Annotated in this window: 14 protein-coding genes and 3 pseudogenes; 10 read left to right on the top strand and 7 right to left on the bottom strand. The window is 38.7% G+C overall.

The window, feature by feature from the left end; genetic code table 11:
* Positions 1–433: 433 nt before the first annotated feature.
* The 9 genes and pseudogenes from PVV63_RS02405 to PVV63_RS02445 all read left to right on the top strand — a co-directional run.
* Positions 434–835: a helix-turn-helix domain-containing protein gene (locus tag PVV63_RS02405; RefSeq protein ID WP_273790476.1), complete on the top strand. Its 402-nt coding sequence runs from the start codon at positions 434–436 to the stop codon at positions 833–835.
* Positions 836–1,206: 371 nt separating this feature from the next.
* Positions 1,207–1,572, top strand: a complete 366-nt coding sequence (locus tag PVV63_RS02410; protein ID WP_273790477.1) for a helix-turn-helix domain-containing protein — start codon at positions 1,207–1,209, stop codon at positions 1,570–1,572.
* Between the two features lie 364 nt (positions 1,573–1,936).
* Positions 1,937–2,980, top strand: a complete 1,044-nt coding sequence (locus PVV63_RS02415) for a tetratricopeptide repeat protein (RefSeq protein ID WP_273790478.1) — start codon at positions 1,937–1,939, stop codon at positions 2,978–2,980.
* Between the two features lie 607 nt (positions 2,981–3,587).
* Positions 3,588–3,956, top strand: coding sequence for a helix-turn-helix domain-containing protein (locus tag PVV63_RS02420; RefSeq protein ID WP_273790479.1), 369 nt, complete (start codon positions 3,588–3,590; stop codon positions 3,954–3,956).
* A gap of 614 nt (positions 3,957–4,570) precedes the next feature.
* Complete coding sequence (locus tag PVV63_RS02425) at positions 4,571–4,969, top strand: hypothetical protein (protein ID WP_273790480.1); 399 nt, start codon at positions 4,571–4,573, stop codon at positions 4,967–4,969.
* Between the two features lie 324 nt (positions 4,970–5,293).
* A pseudogene (locus PVV63_RS02430) lies at positions 5,294–5,707 on the top strand (helix-turn-helix domain-containing protein).
* Positions 5,708–6,137: 430 nt separating this feature from the next.
* Positions 6,138–6,713, top strand: coding sequence for an elongation factor P (efp, locus tag PVV63_RS02435; protein ID WP_015856958.1), 576 nt, complete (start codon positions 6,138–6,140; stop codon positions 6,711–6,713).
* Positions 6,714–6,724: 11 nt separating this feature from the next.
* Positions 6,725–7,516, top strand: a complete 792-nt coding sequence (locus PVV63_RS02440) for an inositol monophosphatase family protein (protein ID WP_273790481.1) — start codon at positions 6,725–6,727, stop codon at positions 7,514–7,516.
* Positions 7,517–7,524: 8 nt separating this feature from the next.
* Positions 7,525–8,229, top strand: a pseudogene (locus PVV63_RS02445) (inositol monophosphatase family protein); the annotation flags it as partial.
* Positions 8,230–8,708: 479 nt separating this feature from the next.
* Here PVV63_RS02445 and PVV63_RS02450 read toward each other — a convergent pair.
* The 4 genes and pseudogenes from PVV63_RS02450 to rpmE all read right to left on the bottom strand — a co-directional run bounded on the left by PVV63_RS02450 (position 8,709) and on the right by rpmE (position 12,444).
* The gene (locus PVV63_RS02450; RefSeq protein WP_273790482.1) at positions 8,709–9,944 is read right to left on the bottom strand and encodes a hypothetical protein; all 1,236 of its coding nucleotides are present in this window, start codon (positions 9,942–9,944) and stop codon (positions 8,709–8,711) included.
* 244 nt (positions 9,945–10,188) lie between these two features.
* Positions 10,189–10,356 (bottom strand): hypothetical protein, encoded by a 168-nt coding sequence (locus PVV63_RS02455; protein WP_273790483.1) that lies wholly within the window; start codon positions 10,354–10,356, stop codon positions 10,189–10,191.
* 928 nt (positions 10,357–11,284) lie between these two features.
* Positions 11,285–11,531: pseudogene (locus PVV63_RS02460) on the bottom strand (ABC transporter); the annotation flags it as partial.
* Positions 11,532–12,222: 691 nt separating this feature from the next.
* Positions 12,223–12,444 (bottom strand): 50S ribosomal protein L31, encoded by a 222-nt coding sequence (rpmE, locus tag PVV63_RS02470; protein ID WP_005774581.1) that lies wholly within the window; start codon positions 12,442–12,444, stop codon positions 12,223–12,225.
* A 186-nt stretch (positions 12,445–12,630) separates the two neighbouring features.
* On the opposite strand from rpmE, the gene PVV63_RS02475 reads away from it, so the two are divergent.
* Positions 12,631–14,421, top strand: a complete 1,791-nt coding sequence (locus PVV63_RS02475; protein ID WP_273790484.1) for an ABC transporter transmembrane domain-containing protein — start codon at positions 12,631–12,633, stop codon at positions 14,419–14,421.
* A gap of 1,979 nt (positions 14,422–16,400) precedes the next feature.
* Here the strand turns inward: PVV63_RS02475 and PVV63_RS02480 are convergent.
* The 3 genes from PVV63_RS02480 to PVV63_RS02490 form a co-directional block, all read right to left on the bottom strand.
* Complete coding sequence (locus PVV63_RS02480) at positions 16,401–16,742, bottom strand: hypothetical protein (protein ID WP_273790485.1); 342 nt, start codon at positions 16,740–16,742, stop codon at positions 16,401–16,403.
* Positions 16,743–17,498: 756 nt separating this feature from the next.
* Entirely contained in the window at positions 17,499–18,530 is a 1,032-nt protein-coding gene (locus PVV63_RS02485; RefSeq protein WP_273790486.1) for a class I fructose-bisphosphate aldolase, read from the bottom strand.
* Positions 18,531–18,638: 108 nt separating this feature from the next.
* Positions 18,639–19,832: a phosphoglycerate kinase gene (locus PVV63_RS02490; protein ID WP_273790551.1), complete on the bottom strand. Its 1,194-nt coding sequence runs from the start codon at positions 19,830–19,832 to the stop codon at positions 18,639–18,641.
* Positions 19,833–19,901: the final 69 nt, after the last annotated feature.

Here is a 19,901-nt window from a genome sequence, read left to right on the forward strand (position 1 = left end):
GATAATTACTCTTGTCTATGTTGTCAATATTAGCGAATTGAAAATGTTTAACTTTTAAGCGTCCAAAGTTCTTTTGATCTTAAAACTTAAGGCTTTTTAACCCTCTCAAAAAACACGGGGGCTAATGTCATGATTTTGACAATCATTCCAGAGAGATTTAAGAAGCGGATAGCCTCTCATAAAAAACAAATTTTGTAAGTAAAAAACTATTTTTATTGTAAATTTCCTGAAATTACTTTATGAATTAAAAGATGTTTTGGTCGCATACGCAACGACCAAAAGGGGCCTTGAAAACCCTAAGTTCTAGCGTAAAGATGAACCCACTTTGTGGGTATCCCGGAATTCCGGGAGTTTTTGCTATGTCCAGGTGCTTTAAGCACTAAAAGCAAAAAGGCTGACTAGAACTCAGTATTTTCAAGCTCCCGGAATACTCATGCGAGGGCGCTCGCGACCGGCGGGGGGCTTTAAAATGCGAACCAAAGATCTTGATAATGATATTTTCATTGGCAAAAAAATTCGTTTGAGACGAAAAATGCTAAAAATGTCTCAAACAACTTTAGGGCACGCTTTAGGCGTAAGCTTCCAACAAATTCAAAAATATGAAAAAGGCTTAAATCGTGTCAGCGCAGGGCGATTAAAGAAAATTTCCGATATCTTGAATGTTCCACTTTCCTTTTTTTATGCCGATATCTTAACAAAACAGCAGTCCCCATACCACCATGATGAAATCGCATCAAGCACAGAGGAATACCTGCTGCTCAAAAGATTTAGAATTCTAACAACGGTAAAAAAGAAAGCCTTTTTACAGCTGATCTCTGATGAGAATGCAAGCTAACATAACGCGATAGTGTGTGCTATTCAAAGTCCCCTTTGTGAACACTTTATTGCTTGAATGCAAAACATGCCAACTCCCTGTTTTAAGAAACGACACGTTAAGAGACACTATTTTAATTTTTATTGTAAATTTCCTAAAATTACTTTATGAATTAAAAGATGTTTTGGTCGCATACGCAACGACCAAGAGGGTCTTGAAAGCCCGAAAATCTAAACATGAATTTACCCCACTTTGTGGGTATCCCGGAATTCCGGGAGTTTTTGCTATGTCCAGGTGCTTTAAGCACTAAAAGCAAAAAAAGCTGATTAGATTTCAGTACTTTCAAGCTCCCGGAATACTCATGCGAGGGCGCTCGCAACCGGCGGGGAAAAATGCAATCTCAAAATCTTAATATTGATCTTTTTATTGGCAAAAAAATTCGTTTGAGACGAAAAATGCTAAAAATGTCTCAAACAACTTTAGGACACGCTTTAGGTGTCACTTTCCAACAAATTCAAAAATATGAAAACGGCTTAAATCGTGTCAGCGCAGGGCGTTTAATGGAAATTTCTGATATTTTGAATGTTCCCATTGCCTTTTTTTATGCCGATATCATTACAAAACAACAGCCCCCATACCACCATGATGAAATCGCATCAAACACAGAGGAATACCTGCTGCTCAAAAGATTTAGAGTTCTAACAACGGTAAAAAAGAAAGCCTTTTTACAGCTGATCTCTGATGAGAATGCAAGCTAACATCACACGAATAGCGCACGCTATTCATAAGCATTCATACGTATTTTAAAAAGCAACCTCCATTGTAAGCATTTTTTCATTTTATGGGGATAAGCCATTGATATAATAGACGATAAGCATCTTTACATACGATAACCCCTCATCATTATTATTTTTAACAGGACTGTATTATTTTTAACAGAACTGTTTTAAACAGTCTGTCTCTCGTCGACATTTATGCTACTTTTTTAACTTACCCAACCCTACCTTGAACCAAGACGAAAAACTGAGAGATAAAAAGTAATATAGAAATGAAATTCTTATACGGCTTGTAATGATGAAAAAAAAATGTGAAAATTCTGATCGGTAATGAGGAGAAAACACCATGATCAAGAGAAGCGTGAAGCTGCTTATCTTAGGCGTGATTGGGCTTGCAAGTTCTGCTGTAATTTCAGCGGGAAACACTGAAGAAATCTCAAATTCTGAAAGCTCTTTCAATACGATTCAAGAAGCTTCAAACACTCAAGAACCCTTTCAGCCCTTAAAAGCTGGAGACTATGACCAAGCCTATGACTATTACATCCAAGGTTATTATTTAAAAGCTTTTCGTGAAGCACTCCGACGTGCTGAAAAAAATGATCCTTTTGCACAAACTCTTCTTGCCCGAATTTATATGGAAGGATGTGCTGTTCCTATTGACGGTGCGCGTGCTGCTTTATGGTTTGAACGCGCTGCAAAACAGGGAGAACCCCAAGCACAACTACGCTATGGACTTATGTTGTTTGATGGTAACTTTATAAAACAAAATCAAGAACTTGGTGCGCAATTCATTCAAAAAGCTGTCAAAGCAGGCGTCAAGGAAGCCTATTTTTATTATGGACAACTGCTTCTTTATAAAGCCTCACAGGAAAAACAAGCTCTCCCTGGTGTTTCTTCCCAAAGTCGTGAAAATGAAGCAATAGAGCAAGCCTTAAAATGGTACTTAAAAGGTGCTGCTCTTGGCGATGCTGAAGCTGCTTTTTCTGCTGCAAAAATTCTTTCCTTAGGCACGTTAAAGCGACCAAAAGATGATCGCAATGCCCGCAAGCTCATGGAGGTAGCGGCTCAAAACAACCACTTAAAAGCTCAACTTCATTTAGCACAATGGCTTGTACAGGGGCGTGGAGGAGAAACAGATTTTCAGCGTGCTTTTCATTTACTTCAAAGAAATGCGATCAACATGGTAGCACCAGCACAGATTTCCCTTGCAAGGCTTTATCGAGATGGCACAGGAACAAAAGGCGATATAATAATGGCAGCGGCATGGTATATGCTCGCAAAGGAGGCAAAAATGCAAGCTCCTGATCTTGAAATAATGCTCCAAGGCATGGATAAGGCACAACTAGAAAAAGCGCACAAAGAAGCAATAAAGCTCCTTCCTGTTTTTTAAAATACTCCTCTCTGCATCAAAAAGATAAAATTTATAGAAATTCCGGGAGATTTTGCTCTGTCCAGGTGCTTTAAGCACTAAAAGCAAAAAGGCTGATTTGAGTTCAGTATTTTCAAGCTCCCGGAATACCAATGCGAGGACGCTCGCAACCGGAGGGGGCTTTAAAATGCGAGCCAAAAATCTTGATAACGACATTTTCATTGGTAAAGAAAACGCACTGGTATCATTTGCTTAACAAACAATACCCAATAAGCAAAAGAGCTAGGCTATCCCGAAAATTCCGAAAGCTCTATTTTTTCATTCTTTTTGCTTAGATGAAAAACACGCTGTCTCTTATAAAAAAGCTATTTTTTATTGTAAATTTACTGAAATTACTTTATGAATTGAAAAGTGTTTTGGTCGCATACGCAACGACCAATAGGGCCTTGAAAACCCTATAATCCGAACGCGAAAATAAACCCGCTTTTTGGGTATCCCGGGATTCCGGGAGTTTTTGCTATGTCCAGGTGCTTTAAGCACTAAAAGCAAAAAGGCTGATTCGGATTCAGTATTTTCAAGCTCCCGGAATACCAACGCGAGGGCGCTCGCACTCGGAGGGGGCTTTAAAATGCGAGCCAAAAATCTTGATAACGACATTTTCATTGGCAAAAAAATTCGTTTGAGACGAAAAATGCTAAAAATGTCTCAAAAAACATTAGGTCAACATTTAGGTGTTACTTTCCAACAAATCCAGAAATATGAAAACGGCTTAAATCGTGTCAGCGCAGGGCGTTTAAAAGAAATTGCCGATATCTTAAATGTTCCACTTGTTTTTTTCTATGCGGACACCTCAGCAAAACAACAGCCCCCATACCCTCATGATGAAATCGCATCAAGTACAGAAGAATACCTGCTGCTCAAAAGATTTAGAGTTCTAACCTCGATAAAACAAAGAGCCATTTTACAATTACTCTCTGATCAAAATGAAAGCTTTTAACATCATGACATAGAGCACTACACTCTCTGTTCTTAACTTGCCTCCCATCCCTCAAAGGACAGAAGCCCCTTCCCTATCCGGTTGGGAAACAATCCGTCTTCTCAGAACAGAACTCTTTTAGCTTCCCATTTTATGTGGTTCATTTCACAAGATTATCCGGACAAGCTCCCTCAAATATTCACCACACACTCTCATAAAAACATCACATGTGCAAAATTTGATACCTTATAGCACCACACCTCAAACGATAGTATTTTACAGCAAACAGGATAAGCATTCATACGTATTTAAAAAAAGACATCCCTCAAAAAGCAATGCTTGAAAATTTTTTTGATCAATCTGGAATAACACTTAACACATCATTTTATAATGGTGATAGAGGACATGATCTTAACATGCAAACGCAAAAAATTGCTTTTTTACCATAATCACTAAAAGCAGCTGTTTATTAAAATATACGCCACCAGAAGCACTTCAAACAGCCTTTACAGCTGAAACCATTATTCATTGATTAGATACCGATATGTTGTTAATGTGCTATGCGTAAAGTTGCTCTTATTTCTGGAAGAGGAGCTTTGCAAATAAAGAGCAACAATAAGTAAGGGGAATTAAAGATGTTAAAATATTTATTGCTGTCACCGGTTGTGTTGGTGGCTGGTTGCGCATCTGTAGGCAGTTATTCATCAAATTATGTTGATCAAAGTCTTACAAAGCGTCAGGCACAATTAGTTGCTAACAAATTTATTAGCGGTAACAAAGGGTTTTTACCACCAGCTACAACCACACTTCTTATAAAGAAAAATAATACAGCAGACAGCTTTACTCCTTTATTTATCAATCTGTTGCGACGGAATGGATATAATGTGATCTATACAGATCAACCTCAAAAGCAACAAAACATGGGTGTGAATTTGAGGTATAGAATAAGATTAAATAGTAGCACTATAGTGTCTCTTTTTCAGTATAACGTGAACGGAGAGCCGCGTTCTTATATAAATACTCAGCCCAGATGAACCCGCTATTTAATGTAAACATACTCTATATTTTACACGTAAAGACTTAAAAGCTCTTGCGAAAGGCAAAGAGATTTGCACCTCAATAAAAAACCTCATTTTTAGCCAGAGTGGATAAATTTTATTATAGATTGTGACAATACAAAATAGTGTAAATTATAGCTTTGAGATTTAAGAAAAGAAGAATACTAAAAATAATGAAAATGCCCCACACCCTAGTGAATTGTTACGCGAAGATGTAAATGCAAAACTTGGACTATCTGTGATTGCAGCAGCTGAAGAGTTTTCTATATCCCGTGTAGCATTTTCTAGGGTCTTGGTAAAATCCTTACAACGACATTTTCAGTGGCAAATTCATTGGCAAAAAAAATTCGTTTGAGACGAAAAATGCTAAAAATGTCTCAAACAACTTTAGGTTAACATTTAGGTGTTACTTTCCAACAAATCCAGAAATATGAAAACGGCTTAAATCGTGTCAGCGCAGGGCGCTTAAAAGAAATGGCCGATATCTCAAATGTTCTACTTTCCTTTTTCTATGCTGATATCTTAACAAAACAACAGCCCCCGTACTCTCATGATGAAATCGCATCAAGTACAGAAAAATACCTGCTTTTAAAAAAATTTAGAATCCTAACCTCGATAAAACAGAAAGCCTTTTTACAGCTGATCTCTGATAAGAATACAAACGAACACCCCGCGATAACACACACCACGCTCTATCCCATGAGACACTCATAATAAACTCCGTATTCACATATTCTTAATTAAAAACACCTCATGGTTTTAGGGAACTTATATCATTACCATCAATTATATCATTGCCATCAATGATGATATTTTACGACACAACGGGATAAATTTCCCCAAAAATTCTAAAAAATTTTTGTGCAAATTTTTAAAAAGCTTGCGTCTGAGCGCTTTTTATGGTCTTGCAAAGAACTGAAAAGCAAAAATACATAAAGGTCCTTTTTTACTTAAGCTTTTCTCTTTGCAAAAAGCAGGAGAAAGCCCATAAAGAGCACACAGGACCATGAGAGAGCCGCAAGGTTAATCAAAGGGATTTTAGCCCGAAAATAACAAAAGAGCTTGACTGTTAAAGGCAGCAAAGAAAAGCGCCATAAAGACAACAAGAGAGTTCTTTTTGCAAGAATAGAATTGGATAGAAACGATGAAAATTAATGGCAATGAAATTCGCCCTGGTAATGTGATCGAACATCAAGGAAGTTTATGGGTTGCAGTTAAATGCAACGCTGTAAAACCAGGAAAAGGTGGTGCATTTAACCAAGTTGAAATGAAAAATTTGATTGATGGTACAAAACTTAATGAACGATTTCGCGCTGCTGAGACCGTTGAACGCGTGCGCCTTGAACAAAAGGATTTCACATTTCTTTATCAACAAGGGGATGCTTTGGTCTTTATGGATTCAGAATCTTATGAACAACTTGAACTTCAAAAGGATTTTGTTGGTGAACGTGCTGCGTTTCTCCAAGATGGGATGACCGTCACAGTTGAACTTTATCAAGAAAAGCCTATTGGCATCTCACTTCCTGATCAAGTTGCTGTCACGATTGCGGAAGCCGATCCTGCCATCAAAGGACAAACGGTTACCTCCTCTTATAAACCCGCCATTCTTGAAAACGGGATTCGTATTCTTGTTCCCCCCTTTATGAATGCTGGTGAACGTATCATTGTAGACACCAATGAGTTGATTTATTTGCGTCGTGCAAATGAAAAAGATAAATAAAGGAATAAAAAATGGCCCATTCTGCAGTCATGAATGTCATGGTGCAAGCTGCAATGAAAGCAGGACGCTCGTTGGTACGTGATTACGGTGAAGTGCAAAATTTGCAAGTGTCTTTGAAAGGACCAGCAGATTATGTCAGCCAAGCAGATCGCAAAGCGGAAAAAATTATTTTCAATGAATTAAGCAAAGCGCGCCCCAAATTTGGTTTTCTGATGGAAGAGTCAGAAGAAATCATTGGCGAAGATTCACAACACCGTTTTATTGTTGACCCTTTAGATGGCACCACAAATTTTCTCCATGGCATTCCTTTTTTTGCTGTTTCCATTGCCTTAGAAAGCCAAGGGAAAATCGTTGGTGGTGTCATTTACAATCCCGTGAATGATGAACTCTTCACCGCAGAACGCGGGTGTGGTGCTTTTTTCAATGACCGCCGCTGTCGCGTTTCTGCACGGCGCAGACTAGAAGATTGTGTCATTGCCACAGGCATGCCTCATTTTGGTCGCCCAAATCATGGAGCCTATCTTATTGAATTACGTAATGTGATGGCAGAAGTTGCCGGACTTCGCCGTTTTGGTGCTGCTGCTCTTGATTTAGCTTATGTTGCTGCTGGAAGAACCGATGGCTTTTGGGAAGATAACCTGCAAATTTGGGATATGGCTGCTGGAATACTGATGGTTCGTGAAGCAGGTGGTTTTGTCACCGATAAAGAAGGCGGTAGCGATATATTCCGCAAAAAAAATATCATTGCCGGCAATGAACACATTCGCCTAAAATTAGAAAAAACCCTCAAAAAAGGCATTTAAACCTCAGAAAAGATCTAGCAGATTACGTCAGCCAAGCAGATCGCAAAGCGGAAAAAATTATTTTCAATGAATTAAGCAAAGCGCGCCTCAAATTTGGTTTTCTGATGGAAGAGTCAGAAGAAATCATTGGCGAAGATTCACAACACCGTTTTATTATTGACCCTTTGAGATGGCACCACAAATTTTCTCCATGGCATTCCCTTTTTTGCTGTTTCCATTGCCTTAGAAAGCCAAGGGAAAATCGTTGGTGGTGTCATTTACAATCCCGTGAATGATGAACTCTTCACCGCACAACGCGGGTGTGGTGTTTTTTTCAATGACCGACGCTGTCGCGTTTCTGCACGGCGTAGACTAGAAGATTGTGTCATTGCCACGGGAAATGCCTCATTTTGGTCGTCCAAATCATGGAACCTATCTTATTGAATTACGCAATATAATGATGGAAGTTGCCAAACTTCGCCGTTTTGGTGCTGCTGCTCTCGAATTTAGCTTATGTCGCCGCAGAAAAAACCGATGGTTTTTGGGGAGATAACCTGCAAATTTGGGATATGGCTGCTGGAATACTGATGGTTCGTGAAGCAGGTGGTTTTGTCACCGATAAAGAAAGCGGTAGCGATATATTTCGCAAAAAAAATATCATTGCCGGCAATGAACACATTCGCCTAAAATTAGAAAAAACCCTCAAAAAAGGCTTAAACTTTATAGTCTTTTAAAAAGCCCCTTAAAATCAGTCCCCCTCCTTAGAATTTTATAAAATCCGAAAAAAGCAATGTAGAGAAAGGATTTTCAACTTTCTTTACAGACACAATAGAAAATGATGAATGAAACACCATCACCAATCATCAAGCCCCCATCCCCCCTAAAGATGCAATTATAGCTTAGCCAATGTTATTAAAGCTGATGTTTTTCTCAATCCCCCTGCAAACAAACTGAAAAAGGCAATAAACACAAATCCCATCATAACAAAACGCCACAAGAAGCAATTATCGTCCCCAAAGCAAGAACACAGTCTATTTACTCCTCAATATATGCTCTTTACAGTGCGCTATCCATTGATCGAAAATCTCCTCTCTCATAAAAGCTGCCGCATATGTTTAAGAGTTTTCACTCTTTTCCACCACTACATAATAGCAGAAATTTCAGAAAAACCACTGATTCAGTGGGCTGTTCTCTACCCCTTTATTCAACCGTTTTACAAATAGTTTATCAAATGCCGACGACATTTATAATAATGAAAATCTTTGTTTTCCAAAATTGCTTTCTGCATTTCACTTGCAAGCTGCTCTTTATCTTTTTCAACAACCTCTTTCAGCGCCTTTACCTTCTCATTACCGAAGATAATTTTTAATTTTTCTTTTAACTTTTTTTCCTCAACAAGCTTCTCCCAAAAGATCAATCGGTTATCGCATTTCTCATTTGATGATTTCATCCACTCTTTAACGCCTAATTTGTAAGCTTCTTCAAATGTTGGATTCCCTTCAACAATGGAAAGCTTTTTTGCTCTATTTGTGTCATTCTCTTTACAAGTATTGATTACATCTCTAACTGTGACAGAATGGCAACCATTATCAAAGGCAACATAGCCTTTTTTCACTGTTTTAATAAGCTTCTTATAGTAAATGAAAGTTTCTCTTGCCTCCTTATAATCACTGGAAATATCACACAACAACAACAACACATTCTTTTTACAATATAATAATAAAGTACACTCACCAGACCAAGATTCCGAAAGCTTTAGCATTTTCTCTATCTCTTTGTGTTCTATACTTATAGATATGTGGTCCCACAAAGTATCTGTAAATTTTTTCTTTTCATCCTCCCCTGTAAAGTTTTCCTTTTGGTGCTGTTTGCATTCAGCTGTAATCATATCATCAAGAACATATAACCACCAATGAAGTAATAACATTGTAGGTTGACTCCGTTTTTTTTTCGTAAGAGGATCTACAAACTTTTGCAGAGTTATTCCATTCCTTCTCATTAATCGCACTGCTTTTATAAAAAATTTCCTAAAATACGAGGTATCCAAGAGACTACATATTTTTTTGTAATGTTCATAAGTAAGTTTTTTTCCAAGTGCTTGCTTGTACAATAAACGCACTTTGTGATCCCCTCGAACACAAATATCCTTTACCAATGGAAGCCGATCTCCACTGAATTTCATATCTTCCCTAGGATTTTTTATCCCCAGTACGTCTCTTTCCCATAGCCTTACTCCCTCATCCCATTGTTTCAACCATTCCTGCGATACTTTTTGAGTTTTTTTAACAAGCCTTTGTTCCCCTTGTGCAATAATATCTTGATATCCAGCGCACTCTTGCTCTTTTCGCTCAAGTTGGTCAGTCAATTGAAGACACTTCTGTTCCCCTTGTGCAATAATATCTTGATATCCAACGCATTCTTGCTCTTTTCGCTCAAGTTGGTCAGTCAATTGAAGACACTTCTGTTCCCCTTGTGCAATAATATCTTTATGTTCAGCGCACTCTTGCTTTTTTTGCTCAAGTTGTTCAGTCAATTGAAGACACTTCTGTTCCCATTGTGCAATAATATCTTGATATCCAACGCAATCTTGCTCTTTTTGCTCAAGTTGGTCAGTCAATTGAAGACACTTCTGTTCCCCTTGTGCAATAATATCTTTATGTTCAGCGCACTCTTGCTTTTTTTGCTCAAGTTGTTCAGTTAAATGCTTGTTCTGATAAATTGCCAATGCAAGCATTAAGCTTCCCCCACAACACACTATCATTGCCAAACCGAACAAAAAATCCACTGAGTATCCCGAATACCACGACTTCCCCATCCATATGATGCAGAAAATCATAACGCCGCATCTTACACTCCCACATTTTTTCCCCCATTTCCAAATGACCTTAATTATAGCTATTATGAAAGCTATTGCCAATTTTATGTCTTCTTCCATTCTTGCTCTCTTTTATTCCCACCAATATTTAACGCAGCTCTTTTATCGATCCCTCGATATTGTATCATTATGTGTACATATGATTTGAAAATAACTACATATTATATTTTAATAAAAACAATACACAAAATATAGATATTTTTTCTGGTAAAATAAAACAATTTGTATTTAATTGTACTGCTCTAATGATTTATGCACTTTTAAGAAGAGCTTTATAATTCTTAAAATGCACTCCCACAATATTGGTTCAAAGTACTCAAAAGCCTAACACAGCAAAACATGGCTGCGTGCTCACCTTGTTTTATAAAATTGATAAAAAGCGTCTTTCTACTCATTTATCGGCTCTTTTTTAGTAAAGCGACATCATCATACACTTTCCTAATCCCCTCAATATTACTACAGCCCCTAAAACTTGAGACGCTTCATGAAGAAGACTTATTCTTTCTTTAAGTATTTTTACTTCACGCGAGCTCTCTCTGCTTGGTATATGCAAGAGACATGGTTTTGACTAATGCAACATAATCAAATTTGAAACGAGAAATTCCATGTAAGATCTTTCATGAAAAACAATGAGTTATCATTATAAATCAACGTGACAGTGCTGTTATAAAGAGAACTCCTCGCTCATCTTAATAGTCCATAGCGATTTAACTGGATATCGTTTTATATTCTATACACAGAAGTGTCTTTATAAAAATACTTCATCTCAGGCAAAAAAAAAGAACAGCCTATTAAAAAAGAAAAACATCTCAATGCTTGCCTTTCTTTTTTCCATGAGAGTTTCAAATTGATAAGCCTGTCTGAAAAGAGTGCTGTTTATGCCCTTAAAAATACTGCTCTTGTATCAAGATCACTTACTCAGATGAGAATTGCAGTTTAGCCAAATGCGCATAAACATTATTTTTTATAATGAGTTGTGTGTTCATTCTTCCACAAAAGCGCCTTTATCCATCACGAGAATACGATCAGCTTTTAAAATTGTTGCCAAACGATGTGCAATGACCAGGATTTAGGATTTTGTATCAATCCTTCTAAGGCATTTTGCACCAACTTTTCACTGTTTGCATCTAAAGCAAATCTTGCTTCATCAAGTAGCAAAATTTTGATTTATAATAATAATTCATTGTCTTGTATGTTGAATGAGAATCCCGAATACCGTAAGATTCTCTCATTTCAAACCTGTTCCATGGTGAACCAATCAAAACCATGTCTTTTGCACGTACCAAGCGGAGAGAGCCCGCGTGAATAAAAAAAACTATTAAGAAAGGACTTAAAATGCCTATAATAAATTATCTCAAGTGCCAAGGGCTGTAGCAACATCCACGAGTTGGCAAATACAATGATGGTGCCGGCTTGCAACAAGAGGGCTGCATTTCTTAAAATCGCCCGTGCAATACCGATGCGTTGTTTTTGCCCCCAGAAAGCATAGTACCACGTTCTTCTACTTGCGTATCAAAGACGTTTGGTAAAGCTTGAATAAATTCAAATACATTGGCAGCTTTAGAAGCGGCAAAAATTTCCTCTCCATGGGTATGTTCAGTTCCAAAAAAGAAGAAAAGTTTGCAATTATTTTATTTCAAGTCTTTATACTCTAGGGAAGAAAGGATTTTTGCGTGTATTTCAAAATAATTTTTGAATTTAAAAAACGCAACCACAATGATTTATAGACCCATCTGTTTATGTCGGATGCGTTTTTGAATTAATATTTAAAGTGCACTCTTTGATAGGATCAAAAACTCATCGTTTGCAATCGTTTTGTTTAAAACCCTTGTACCCCATAAAAAGGAGGCTTTTACATGCCAATATTACCAAAACGATTTTTGAATTTAGAAAGACGACCACCACGATCTACGAGCGTTTGGGAGCCACCTGTCCATGCCGGATGCGTTCTTGGATCAATATCTAGATTAAGAGTATCGCCTTCTTTTCCCCAAGTAGAGCGCGTCGTATATTGGGTTCCATCCGTCATAACAACGGTAATTTTGTGATAGTTGGGGTGAATATTCGCTTTCATGCGTCAAACCTTTTGCGTTTATAGAATGAAATAGCACTTGCTTGTTTTTTTAAGTGCACTTCCTTTGTCTTTTTGATACATTGATTAAAGTATTTATTCCTATAACTGAGCACGCATCAAAAAACAAGTGTTCAAGATACATCATTGTATCAAGTGTTACAAATCCAATACAGTGAGCAAAATTTTATGACATTACGTTCTCGTTCAGAAAAATCGACAAAGTCTTCCCCTAAGAAATCTTCATTCTCTTCGCTTGCAATTTTTGTTCCTTATCTTTTGCGCTATCGTTGGTTGTTTATCTTTGCTTTTCTAGCGTTATCTGTTGCTGCTCTTGTCACATTAGCTTTGCCTGTGGCTATCCGCCAAATGTTTGATCATGGGTTTTCTACTTCAAGCCATGGACATATCAATTTTTACTTTGGAATTTTGTTTATCTTAGCCTTGTTTCTCGCATTTGCTTCAGCAGCCCGTTATTACTGTGTTATCACCTTGGGAGAACGGATTGTTGCCGATTTACGGCGTGATGTGTTTGTCCATATTATGAAACTTTCTCCTGCTTTTTTTGATCGGTCACATTCAGGAGAGATTGTTTCAAGGCTTCTAACAGATACCACACAAATAAAATTAGCTGTGGGCTCTACCGCCTCTACCGCTTTACGTCAGCTGATTATCGTGATCGGAGCCGTCGTGATGATGGTGATCACCAATGCTAAATTGTCTTTGTTGGTTTTAGCGGCTATTCCTGTTGTGGCCATTCCCTTGGTAGTCTTTGGACGTAAAGTTCGCTCTCGTACCCGCGCGGCGCAAGATCGTCTCGCAGATGCCAATGCTGTTGCTACAGAGCAGGTAAGCGCTATTCGCACTGTGCAAGCTTTTACCGCTGAAAAACTCGTTACAATACGTTTTTCACAATTGATAGAACGTGCTTTTCAAACAGCACGGGCTTCTGTGATCCTGCGCTCCTTTTTTACGGGGTTTGCAATTTTTTTGGTTTTTAGCAGTGTGGTTGCTGTTTTATGGATTGGATCGCGCGATGTTTTGAATGGAACGATGACAGGAGGAACATTAGGGCAATTTGTCCTTTATGCGGTTTTTGGAGCTTCTACTTTTGCGCAATTATCGGAACTGGGAGCAGAATTAATCCAAGCAGCAGGCGCTGCTGAACGGCTTGCCGAATTGTTACAAGAGCAACCTACTATTGTAGCACCTAAAAATCCTTTATCATTGGAGCAACCTATTCGAGGTGAACTTGTTTTTGATCAGGTTGATTTTACCTATCCTTCTAGACCACAAGAGAAGGTTTTACGCTCGCTTTTATTTTCTGTAAAAGCAGGCGAAACGGTTGCTTTTGTTGGGGCTTCTGGAGCAGGAAAAAGCAGCATTTTTTCTTTGATCCTTCGTTTTTATGATCCGACAAATGGAACAATTCGGTTGGATGGCATGGAAATTAATCGCCTTTCTTTACAAGATTTACGCAGTGCAATTTCCTATGTTCCACAAGATGTCGCCATTTTTGATGGAACATTGCGTGATAATATTATTTTTGGAACTGAAACTACCCATGAAGAGGAAATCCTTGCTGCCGCTAAAGCGGCTAATGCACTTGAATTTATTCAAGCTTTACCAGATGGCTTGGATACGCAAGTAGGAGAACGTGGTACCATGCTTTCTGGGGGGCAAAAACAACGCATTGGTATTGCACGGGCAATTTTAAGAAATGCACCCCTCTTACTGCTTGATGAAGCAACATCTGCTTTAGATGCAAACAGTGAAAAGTTGGTGCAAGACGCTTTAGAAGGATTGATGCAAAATCGAACAACATTGGTCATTGCGCATCGTTTGGCAACAATTTTAAAAGCAGATCGTATTCTTGTGATGGATAAAGGCGCCCTTGTGGAAGAAGGAACCCATGCCGAACTTGTGGCAAAAAATGGCGTTTATGCTTACCTCGCAAAACTCCAATTTTCGCCTGAGTAAGTGATCTTGATACAAGAGCAGTATCTTTAAGGGCATAAACAGCACTCTTTTCAGACAGGCTTATCAATTTAAATCTCTCATGGAAAAAAGAAAAGCAAGCATTGAGATGTTTTTCTTTTTTAACGGGCTGTTCTTTTTTCTGCGCAAGATGGAGTATTTTTATAAAGACACTTCTGTGTACAGAATGTAAAATGATACCCAGTTAATCTCTATGGGCTATTAAGATGTGCAAGGAGTTCTCTTCATAATAGCACTTTCACATTGATTTATAAGGATAATTCATTGTTTTTCATGAAAGATCATGAATACCATAGGATTTTCTCATGTCAAACCCTCATAGTGAGTCAAACAAAATCTCTTGGCTTGCACATCACAAGCAGAATTGGCGTGTGGAGTAAAACAGTACAAGAAAGAGGTAAAATACCTCCCTTGCCCCTTTACGTTCTAAGGGCTGTCAAAATATTGGGGCGCTGGCAAAAAGTATAATAGGTGCTCGCTTTCTTGAAGCCTTTATGCGGGCTCACTTGATAGGCTCTAGGGACACAAGCTCTATCCTAAAGACTGACCACACTCTTTAAAAAACTGAATATTAAAATTTTTTCATGCCCTCTCTCACCGCTCTAAACAATAGTGTTTACCGAAAATCATGACAAATTGTAACTCACAAATACGCTTCTCTCTATTGCAAGAGTATCCTTTTATGCTCTTTCAAAAACACGAACACTTTTTGAATATTGTTTGCAGATCCGTCTTATTGAAAAAGAACAAAGACTTTTTTAGCACTTTTGGGCTTCTTATAACTTTTGTATGAGCGCGTATAAGCAACAGCTTTTATAATAAACTGGCTTTTGGCAAAATCGTAAAATTTTATCAAATTTATTGTTTGTAAATATCACCACGACTACTATTCTGCTCTTGCAGACACGCAACCTCAAAACACTTCTCTTTGCTCACAAATCGTCTCTCCAGCTCTCTCTTTCAGGCATAGCCCATAAAAATAAGGATAGAGTACTTCGATTGAACACCATCTTCTCACCCCCTGCCCCATATATTTTACAGCTCTCAATTTTATAGCATCCCCTGTCGTGCTTTAAGAAGGCATTTTAACGATGATAAGAACATGTACAAAGAGGATATATCTTTAGGGTATTTATGTTTTAAAGCTTGCACGAAATCGTAATTTTTTTGTATAGCGAGTCAAGCATATGCAGAACTGACACCCTAACCATTTCAAACCATTCAGCTGTTTCAGGAACAGATAAGCCAAGTTCTACGATTATATCTTCAACCACGAATTCACCGAAGTACGGAGGATTTTCATCATTTTTTAGCGCTCCCTCTTCAGTGATCCTCTAGATAATTAACTTCATTCAGCATCTATACCAGCAAAGCGAAATATTACGTGCTAATTTTCCTTTACATTCATTAGCCAAGCCCCCTCAAAATGACCTTTTAATAAATAGAGCTAAAAGGATAAGTCTTCAAAACCATTTGGTGAGATAGCTATATCAAGAGCACCGAGAATACGACTTAGTTTCTAAGAATAGGCGATTTTCCCCCTTTTATTGTATCAGTCTTGTAGAACTTTAAGTCCTTTATGTTTAAATCAAAAAATCATAATTGGATTATATTGCATAAAGATGCTTTTTCTCATTTTTCCATTTAACACACGATAAAATACAATTTAGGCACGATGAGAAGCTTGCCCCTTATATCATGATTTCAGAACCACATGAGAAGAATAAAAGATGATGTGGCTTAATAAGAGAGTTTGTTCATAAGCCGTTTTTCTGTCTTAAGGTCAAGGATGCCGTTAGGCGCAACTTGTAAAGGGTTGCCTTGAGGCTTAAGGACCCAAAGCTTGTTAGCCCCTTCATTGAACGCGGGTCTGATGTCATTATTTTGGAGAGCGATTATTAAGAATTTGAGAGGCAGACAGCCTCTCATTTTGATTTGTATGCAAACGAATTGCACCCTATTTATTCAGGGAGAATAAGAACATACCCAGGAGGTGCTAAACGGAATAAGAGAGCGTCGTAACCCCACGCAGCATACAGGGAGCAAATAGAAAAAATGCCTTCACCAATTGCTAAAAGTAATGTGAGCGATATACCGGCCTCATCTGCTGTTGCTTCGCGGCGTTGTAAGTAGTATCCGACAAAAAAGAAAAAGCACGTTATTCCACTCGCACCTGCAAAGAAGCTTAGTACGGCATGAACCGGTCCACGTATGCTGAACAGGATAAGAAAAATTGTGAAAGTAAATACTGTAAAGATCCCTTCGAATACCCCACGCACCATATTGCACAATTTTCGCATCATAATTGCAGAAAAGCTCTGTTCTGCGTATCGATTTTTTCTTTTGATGCTTGTATTCTTAGAAGATATACTGTTATTTTTAGAAGATATACCGTCCACAACTCCCCCCGTTTTAAGCCAAGATGCTATGAAGTTATTTATTTTTAATTATATCATCAAAAAATACAAGAAAAATTTATCCATTTTAACGAAAAAATAGGTGTTTTATTGAGGTACAAATCTATTTTCTTTCGCAAGAGTTATTCAATTCGTTCGCCAATAGAAAAACTACCCCCATTGAAGAGGAAGCTATCCTGACGCAGAAAAGCTTCATAAGCTGTATTCCAATCCGCTCAGAAATCGCAACTCTCTAATCTACCCGCTTAATCCACCTTTGAAACTGCAATCAAATAAATTCTGCTGATGACAAGTAATAATAACATGAAAAAGAAAAAATATCACAATATCAAACTCTTCAATACAGTATGAGCTTTCTGATTTTCACTCAAAAAGCAAGTGCCCACCCATGAACGACACCATACTAAAGTGCTGTGCATTCACAAATTTCCTAGCATTATCTCCCCTTCTCGAAATTGCACCTCTCCCGCAATCTTATCTCTCGATAGCACCCATTAAAGACTTTTAAAAGGTCCAAGGAAAAAACTCTCTGAGAAAGCTTTCAAGCCTAAAATGCCCCCGCCATTTTTATCATGATGAGGGCACAAAAAATCACGCAGAAACATGCAAAATCTCTCCGCATTTAAAAACAGGGCTTGTGCTTCAATCGCACGCTTTTTCTTGTTCTTTTGTCCATTGTCCCAAAGCCGCAAGATGATTCATCCGAGCCCGATGACGAAATGCCTTCTGTGCAACAGCAATATTTTCATCTTTTCCCGCCCATGCTTTTAAGGCAGCTGCTTGCAGTGCTCGTCCATAGGAAAAGGTCAATTTCCAAGGCAATACGCCCAAAGAATTCATAGCAGATAAATGCGCCGTTGCTTCCTGATCAGACTGCCCTCCAGAAAGAAAAGCAATTCCGGGAACAGCGGCAGGAACAGTCTGTTTAAGCACTTGGACAGTCTTTTCAGCAACTTCTTCAACAGAAGCCTTGCGAGCATCCTTTCCATCAATCACCATATTGGGCTTTAAAATCATCCCCTCCAAAAGAACACGAGCTTCAAACAATTCTTTAAAGACAGCCTGCAAAACAGTGCGTGTCACCTCAAAGCAGCGTGTAATTGAATGCCCACACGATGATCCATCCATCAACACTTCCGGCTCAACAATGGGCACAATATTGAACTCCTGACATAAGGCAGCATAGCGTGCAAGAGCTTGTGCATTTTGTCTTATGGCGCCTCTTGTTGGCAAAGTGTGTTCATCAATAGCAATTACCGCACGCCATTTAGCAAAACGTGCTCCCAAAGCATAATAATTTTTTAGCCGCTCACGAAGACCATCCAACCCTTCGGTAATTGTTTCTTGGGGAAAAGCAGCCAAGGGTTTTGCACCGGTATCAACTTTAATCCCTGGCAAAGCGCCTGAATCCCGAATAAGATCCGTCAACATTTTCCCAGTTGATGCTTTTTGCCGAATGGTTTCATCAAATAAAATAACCCCAGAGATGGCGTTTTCCATCGCTTCTTTTGTACTAAAAAGCATTTCACGATAAGCACGGCGCTTATCTTCATTGGATTCAACACCAATGCTTTCAAAACGCTTTCCAATGGTCGCCGTACTTTCATCTGCCGCCAAAATACCTTTACCTGCATGCACCAAAGCAAGTGCAATATCTTCAAGCCGTTCATTCATAAAAAATTCCTCTTTATTTTGTCTTAATTTCTAAAAATGCGCAACACTATCAAAAACACTCTACACGACTGTATAGTTTTTCTTTAACCTTCCCTTCAAAGAAACCCTTTAAGCCTGCATGAGGGCAAGAATACCAGGAAGGGTCTTTCCTTCCATCCATTCCAAAAAAGCTCCTCCAGCAGTCGAGAGATAAGTAAAATCATTGGCAACACCAGCATGATTAAGAGCAAAAACTGTATCGCCCCCTCCCGCAATTGAAACCAACTTTCCTGTCAAACTACGTTCTGCCGCATGGCGTGCAACGGCAATGGTTCCCTTGTCAAAAGGAGACATCTCAAAAACACCAAGGGGTCCATTCCACACAAGAGTAGCAGCTTCATCTATCGCAGCATTGATATGCGCAATAGAGCGCGTCCCAATATCCAATATCATGCCATCTTGTGGAATATCCTCAATGTCATAAAGACGATGCGGTGCATCTTTTTCAAAACGAAATCCAACGACAGCATCCTGAGGGAGCAGAAGCGTACAGTGACACTCTTGCGCTTTTTTAATAATTTTTTTTACCGTCTCCATCAATGCATGTTCACACAGTGACTTACCAACAGACACACCTTGCGCTGCTAAAAAACTGTTAGCCATCCCCCCACCAATAATCAAAGAGTCAACTTTTTCCACCAAATGATTGAGCACAAAAAGCTTGCTGGAAACTTTCGCTCCTCCCACAATGGCAACCACAGGACGTGCTGGATTGCCAAGTCCTTTTTCTAATGCCTGCAATTCACCTTGCAAAGAGCGCCCTGCATAAGAAGGCAACAAATGCGTTATTCCCTCCACCGAAGCATGGGCACGATGAGAAACTGAAAAAGCATCATTGACATAGAGATCCCCATTATGAGCCAAAGCTTCCGCAAAAGAACAATCATTCTTTTCTTCACCAGCATAAAAGCGAACATTTTCAAGCAGTAAAACACCACTATTTTGTAATGACTCAACAGCAACTTGCACCGCAGAACCGATACAGTCAGGAGCAAAAGCAACCGGCTGATTAATGATCTTTTCCAGCACTTGCACAACAGGACGGAGTGAAAACTCTTGCTCTACCTTTCCTTTGGGGCGACCACAATGAGAAAGCAGAATAAGTTTAGCACCACGCTTTTGTAGCTCAATGATTGTTTCTTTATGTCGTTGAAGACGCGTCGTATCACAGACCTTGCCTTGCGCCATTGGCACATTAAAATCCACCCGCATAAGAACACGTTTGCCCAAAACATCAACATCATCAAGTGTACGAAACCCCATCACTGCTTCCTTTTCACTTTCCATTGTTTCAAATAAAAACGCATCCAACAACCCTGCCCACTTTTCTTT

This window comes from Bartonella sp. CM31XJBT, assembly GCF_028618555.1.
Taxonomy (GTDB): domain Bacteria; phylum Pseudomonadota; class Alphaproteobacteria; order Rhizobiales; family Rhizobiaceae; genus Bartonella.

Coding starts and splice junctions, on each gene's coding strand:
- PVV63_RS02415 (WP_273790478.1), top strand. CDS start 1,937: ATGATCAAGAGAAGCGTGAAGCTGCTTATCTTAGGCGTGATTGGGCTT.
- PVV63_RS02480 (WP_273790485.1), bottom strand. CDS start 16,742: ATGATGCGAAAATTGTGCAATATGGTGCGTGGGGTATTCGAAGGGATC.
- PVV63_RS02440 (WP_273790481.1), top strand. CDS start 6,725: ATGGCCCATTCTGCAGTCATGAATGTCATGGTGCAAGCTGCAATGAAA.
- PVV63_RS02405 (WP_273790476.1), top strand. CDS start 434: ATGCGAGGGCGCTCGCGACCGGCGGGGGGCTTTAAAATGCGAACCAAA.
- PVV63_RS02490 (WP_273790551.1), bottom strand. CDS start 19,832: ATGGGGTTTCGTACACTTGATGATGTTGATGTTTTGGGCAAACGTGTT.
- PVV63_RS02420 (WP_273790479.1), top strand. CDS start 3,588: ATGCGAGCCAAAAATCTTGATAACGACATTTTCATTGGCAAAAAAATT.
- rpmE (WP_005774581.1), bottom strand. CDS start 12,444: ATGAAAGCGAATATTCACCCCAACTATCACAAAATTACCGTTGTTATG.
- PVV63_RS02485 (WP_273790486.1), bottom strand. CDS start 18,530: ATGAATGAACGGCTTGAAGATATTGCACTTGCTTTGGTGCATGCAGGT.
- PVV63_RS02475 (WP_273790484.1), top strand. CDS start 12,631: ATGACATTACGTTCTCGTTCAGAAAAATCGACAAAGTCTTCCCCTAAG.
- efp (WP_015856958.1), top strand. CDS start 6,138: ATGAAAATTAATGGCAATGAAATTCGCCCTGGTAATGTGATCGAACAT.
- PVV63_RS02455 (WP_273790483.1), bottom strand. CDS start 10,356: ATGTGGGAGTGTAAGATGCGGCGTTATGATTTTCTGCATCATATGGAT.
- PVV63_RS02410 (WP_273790477.1), top strand. CDS start 1,207: ATGCAATCTCAAAATCTTAATATTGATCTTTTTATTGGCAAAAAAATT.
- PVV63_RS02425 (WP_273790480.1), top strand. CDS start 4,571: ATGTTAAAATATTTATTGCTGTCACCGGTTGTGTTGGTGGCTGGTTGC.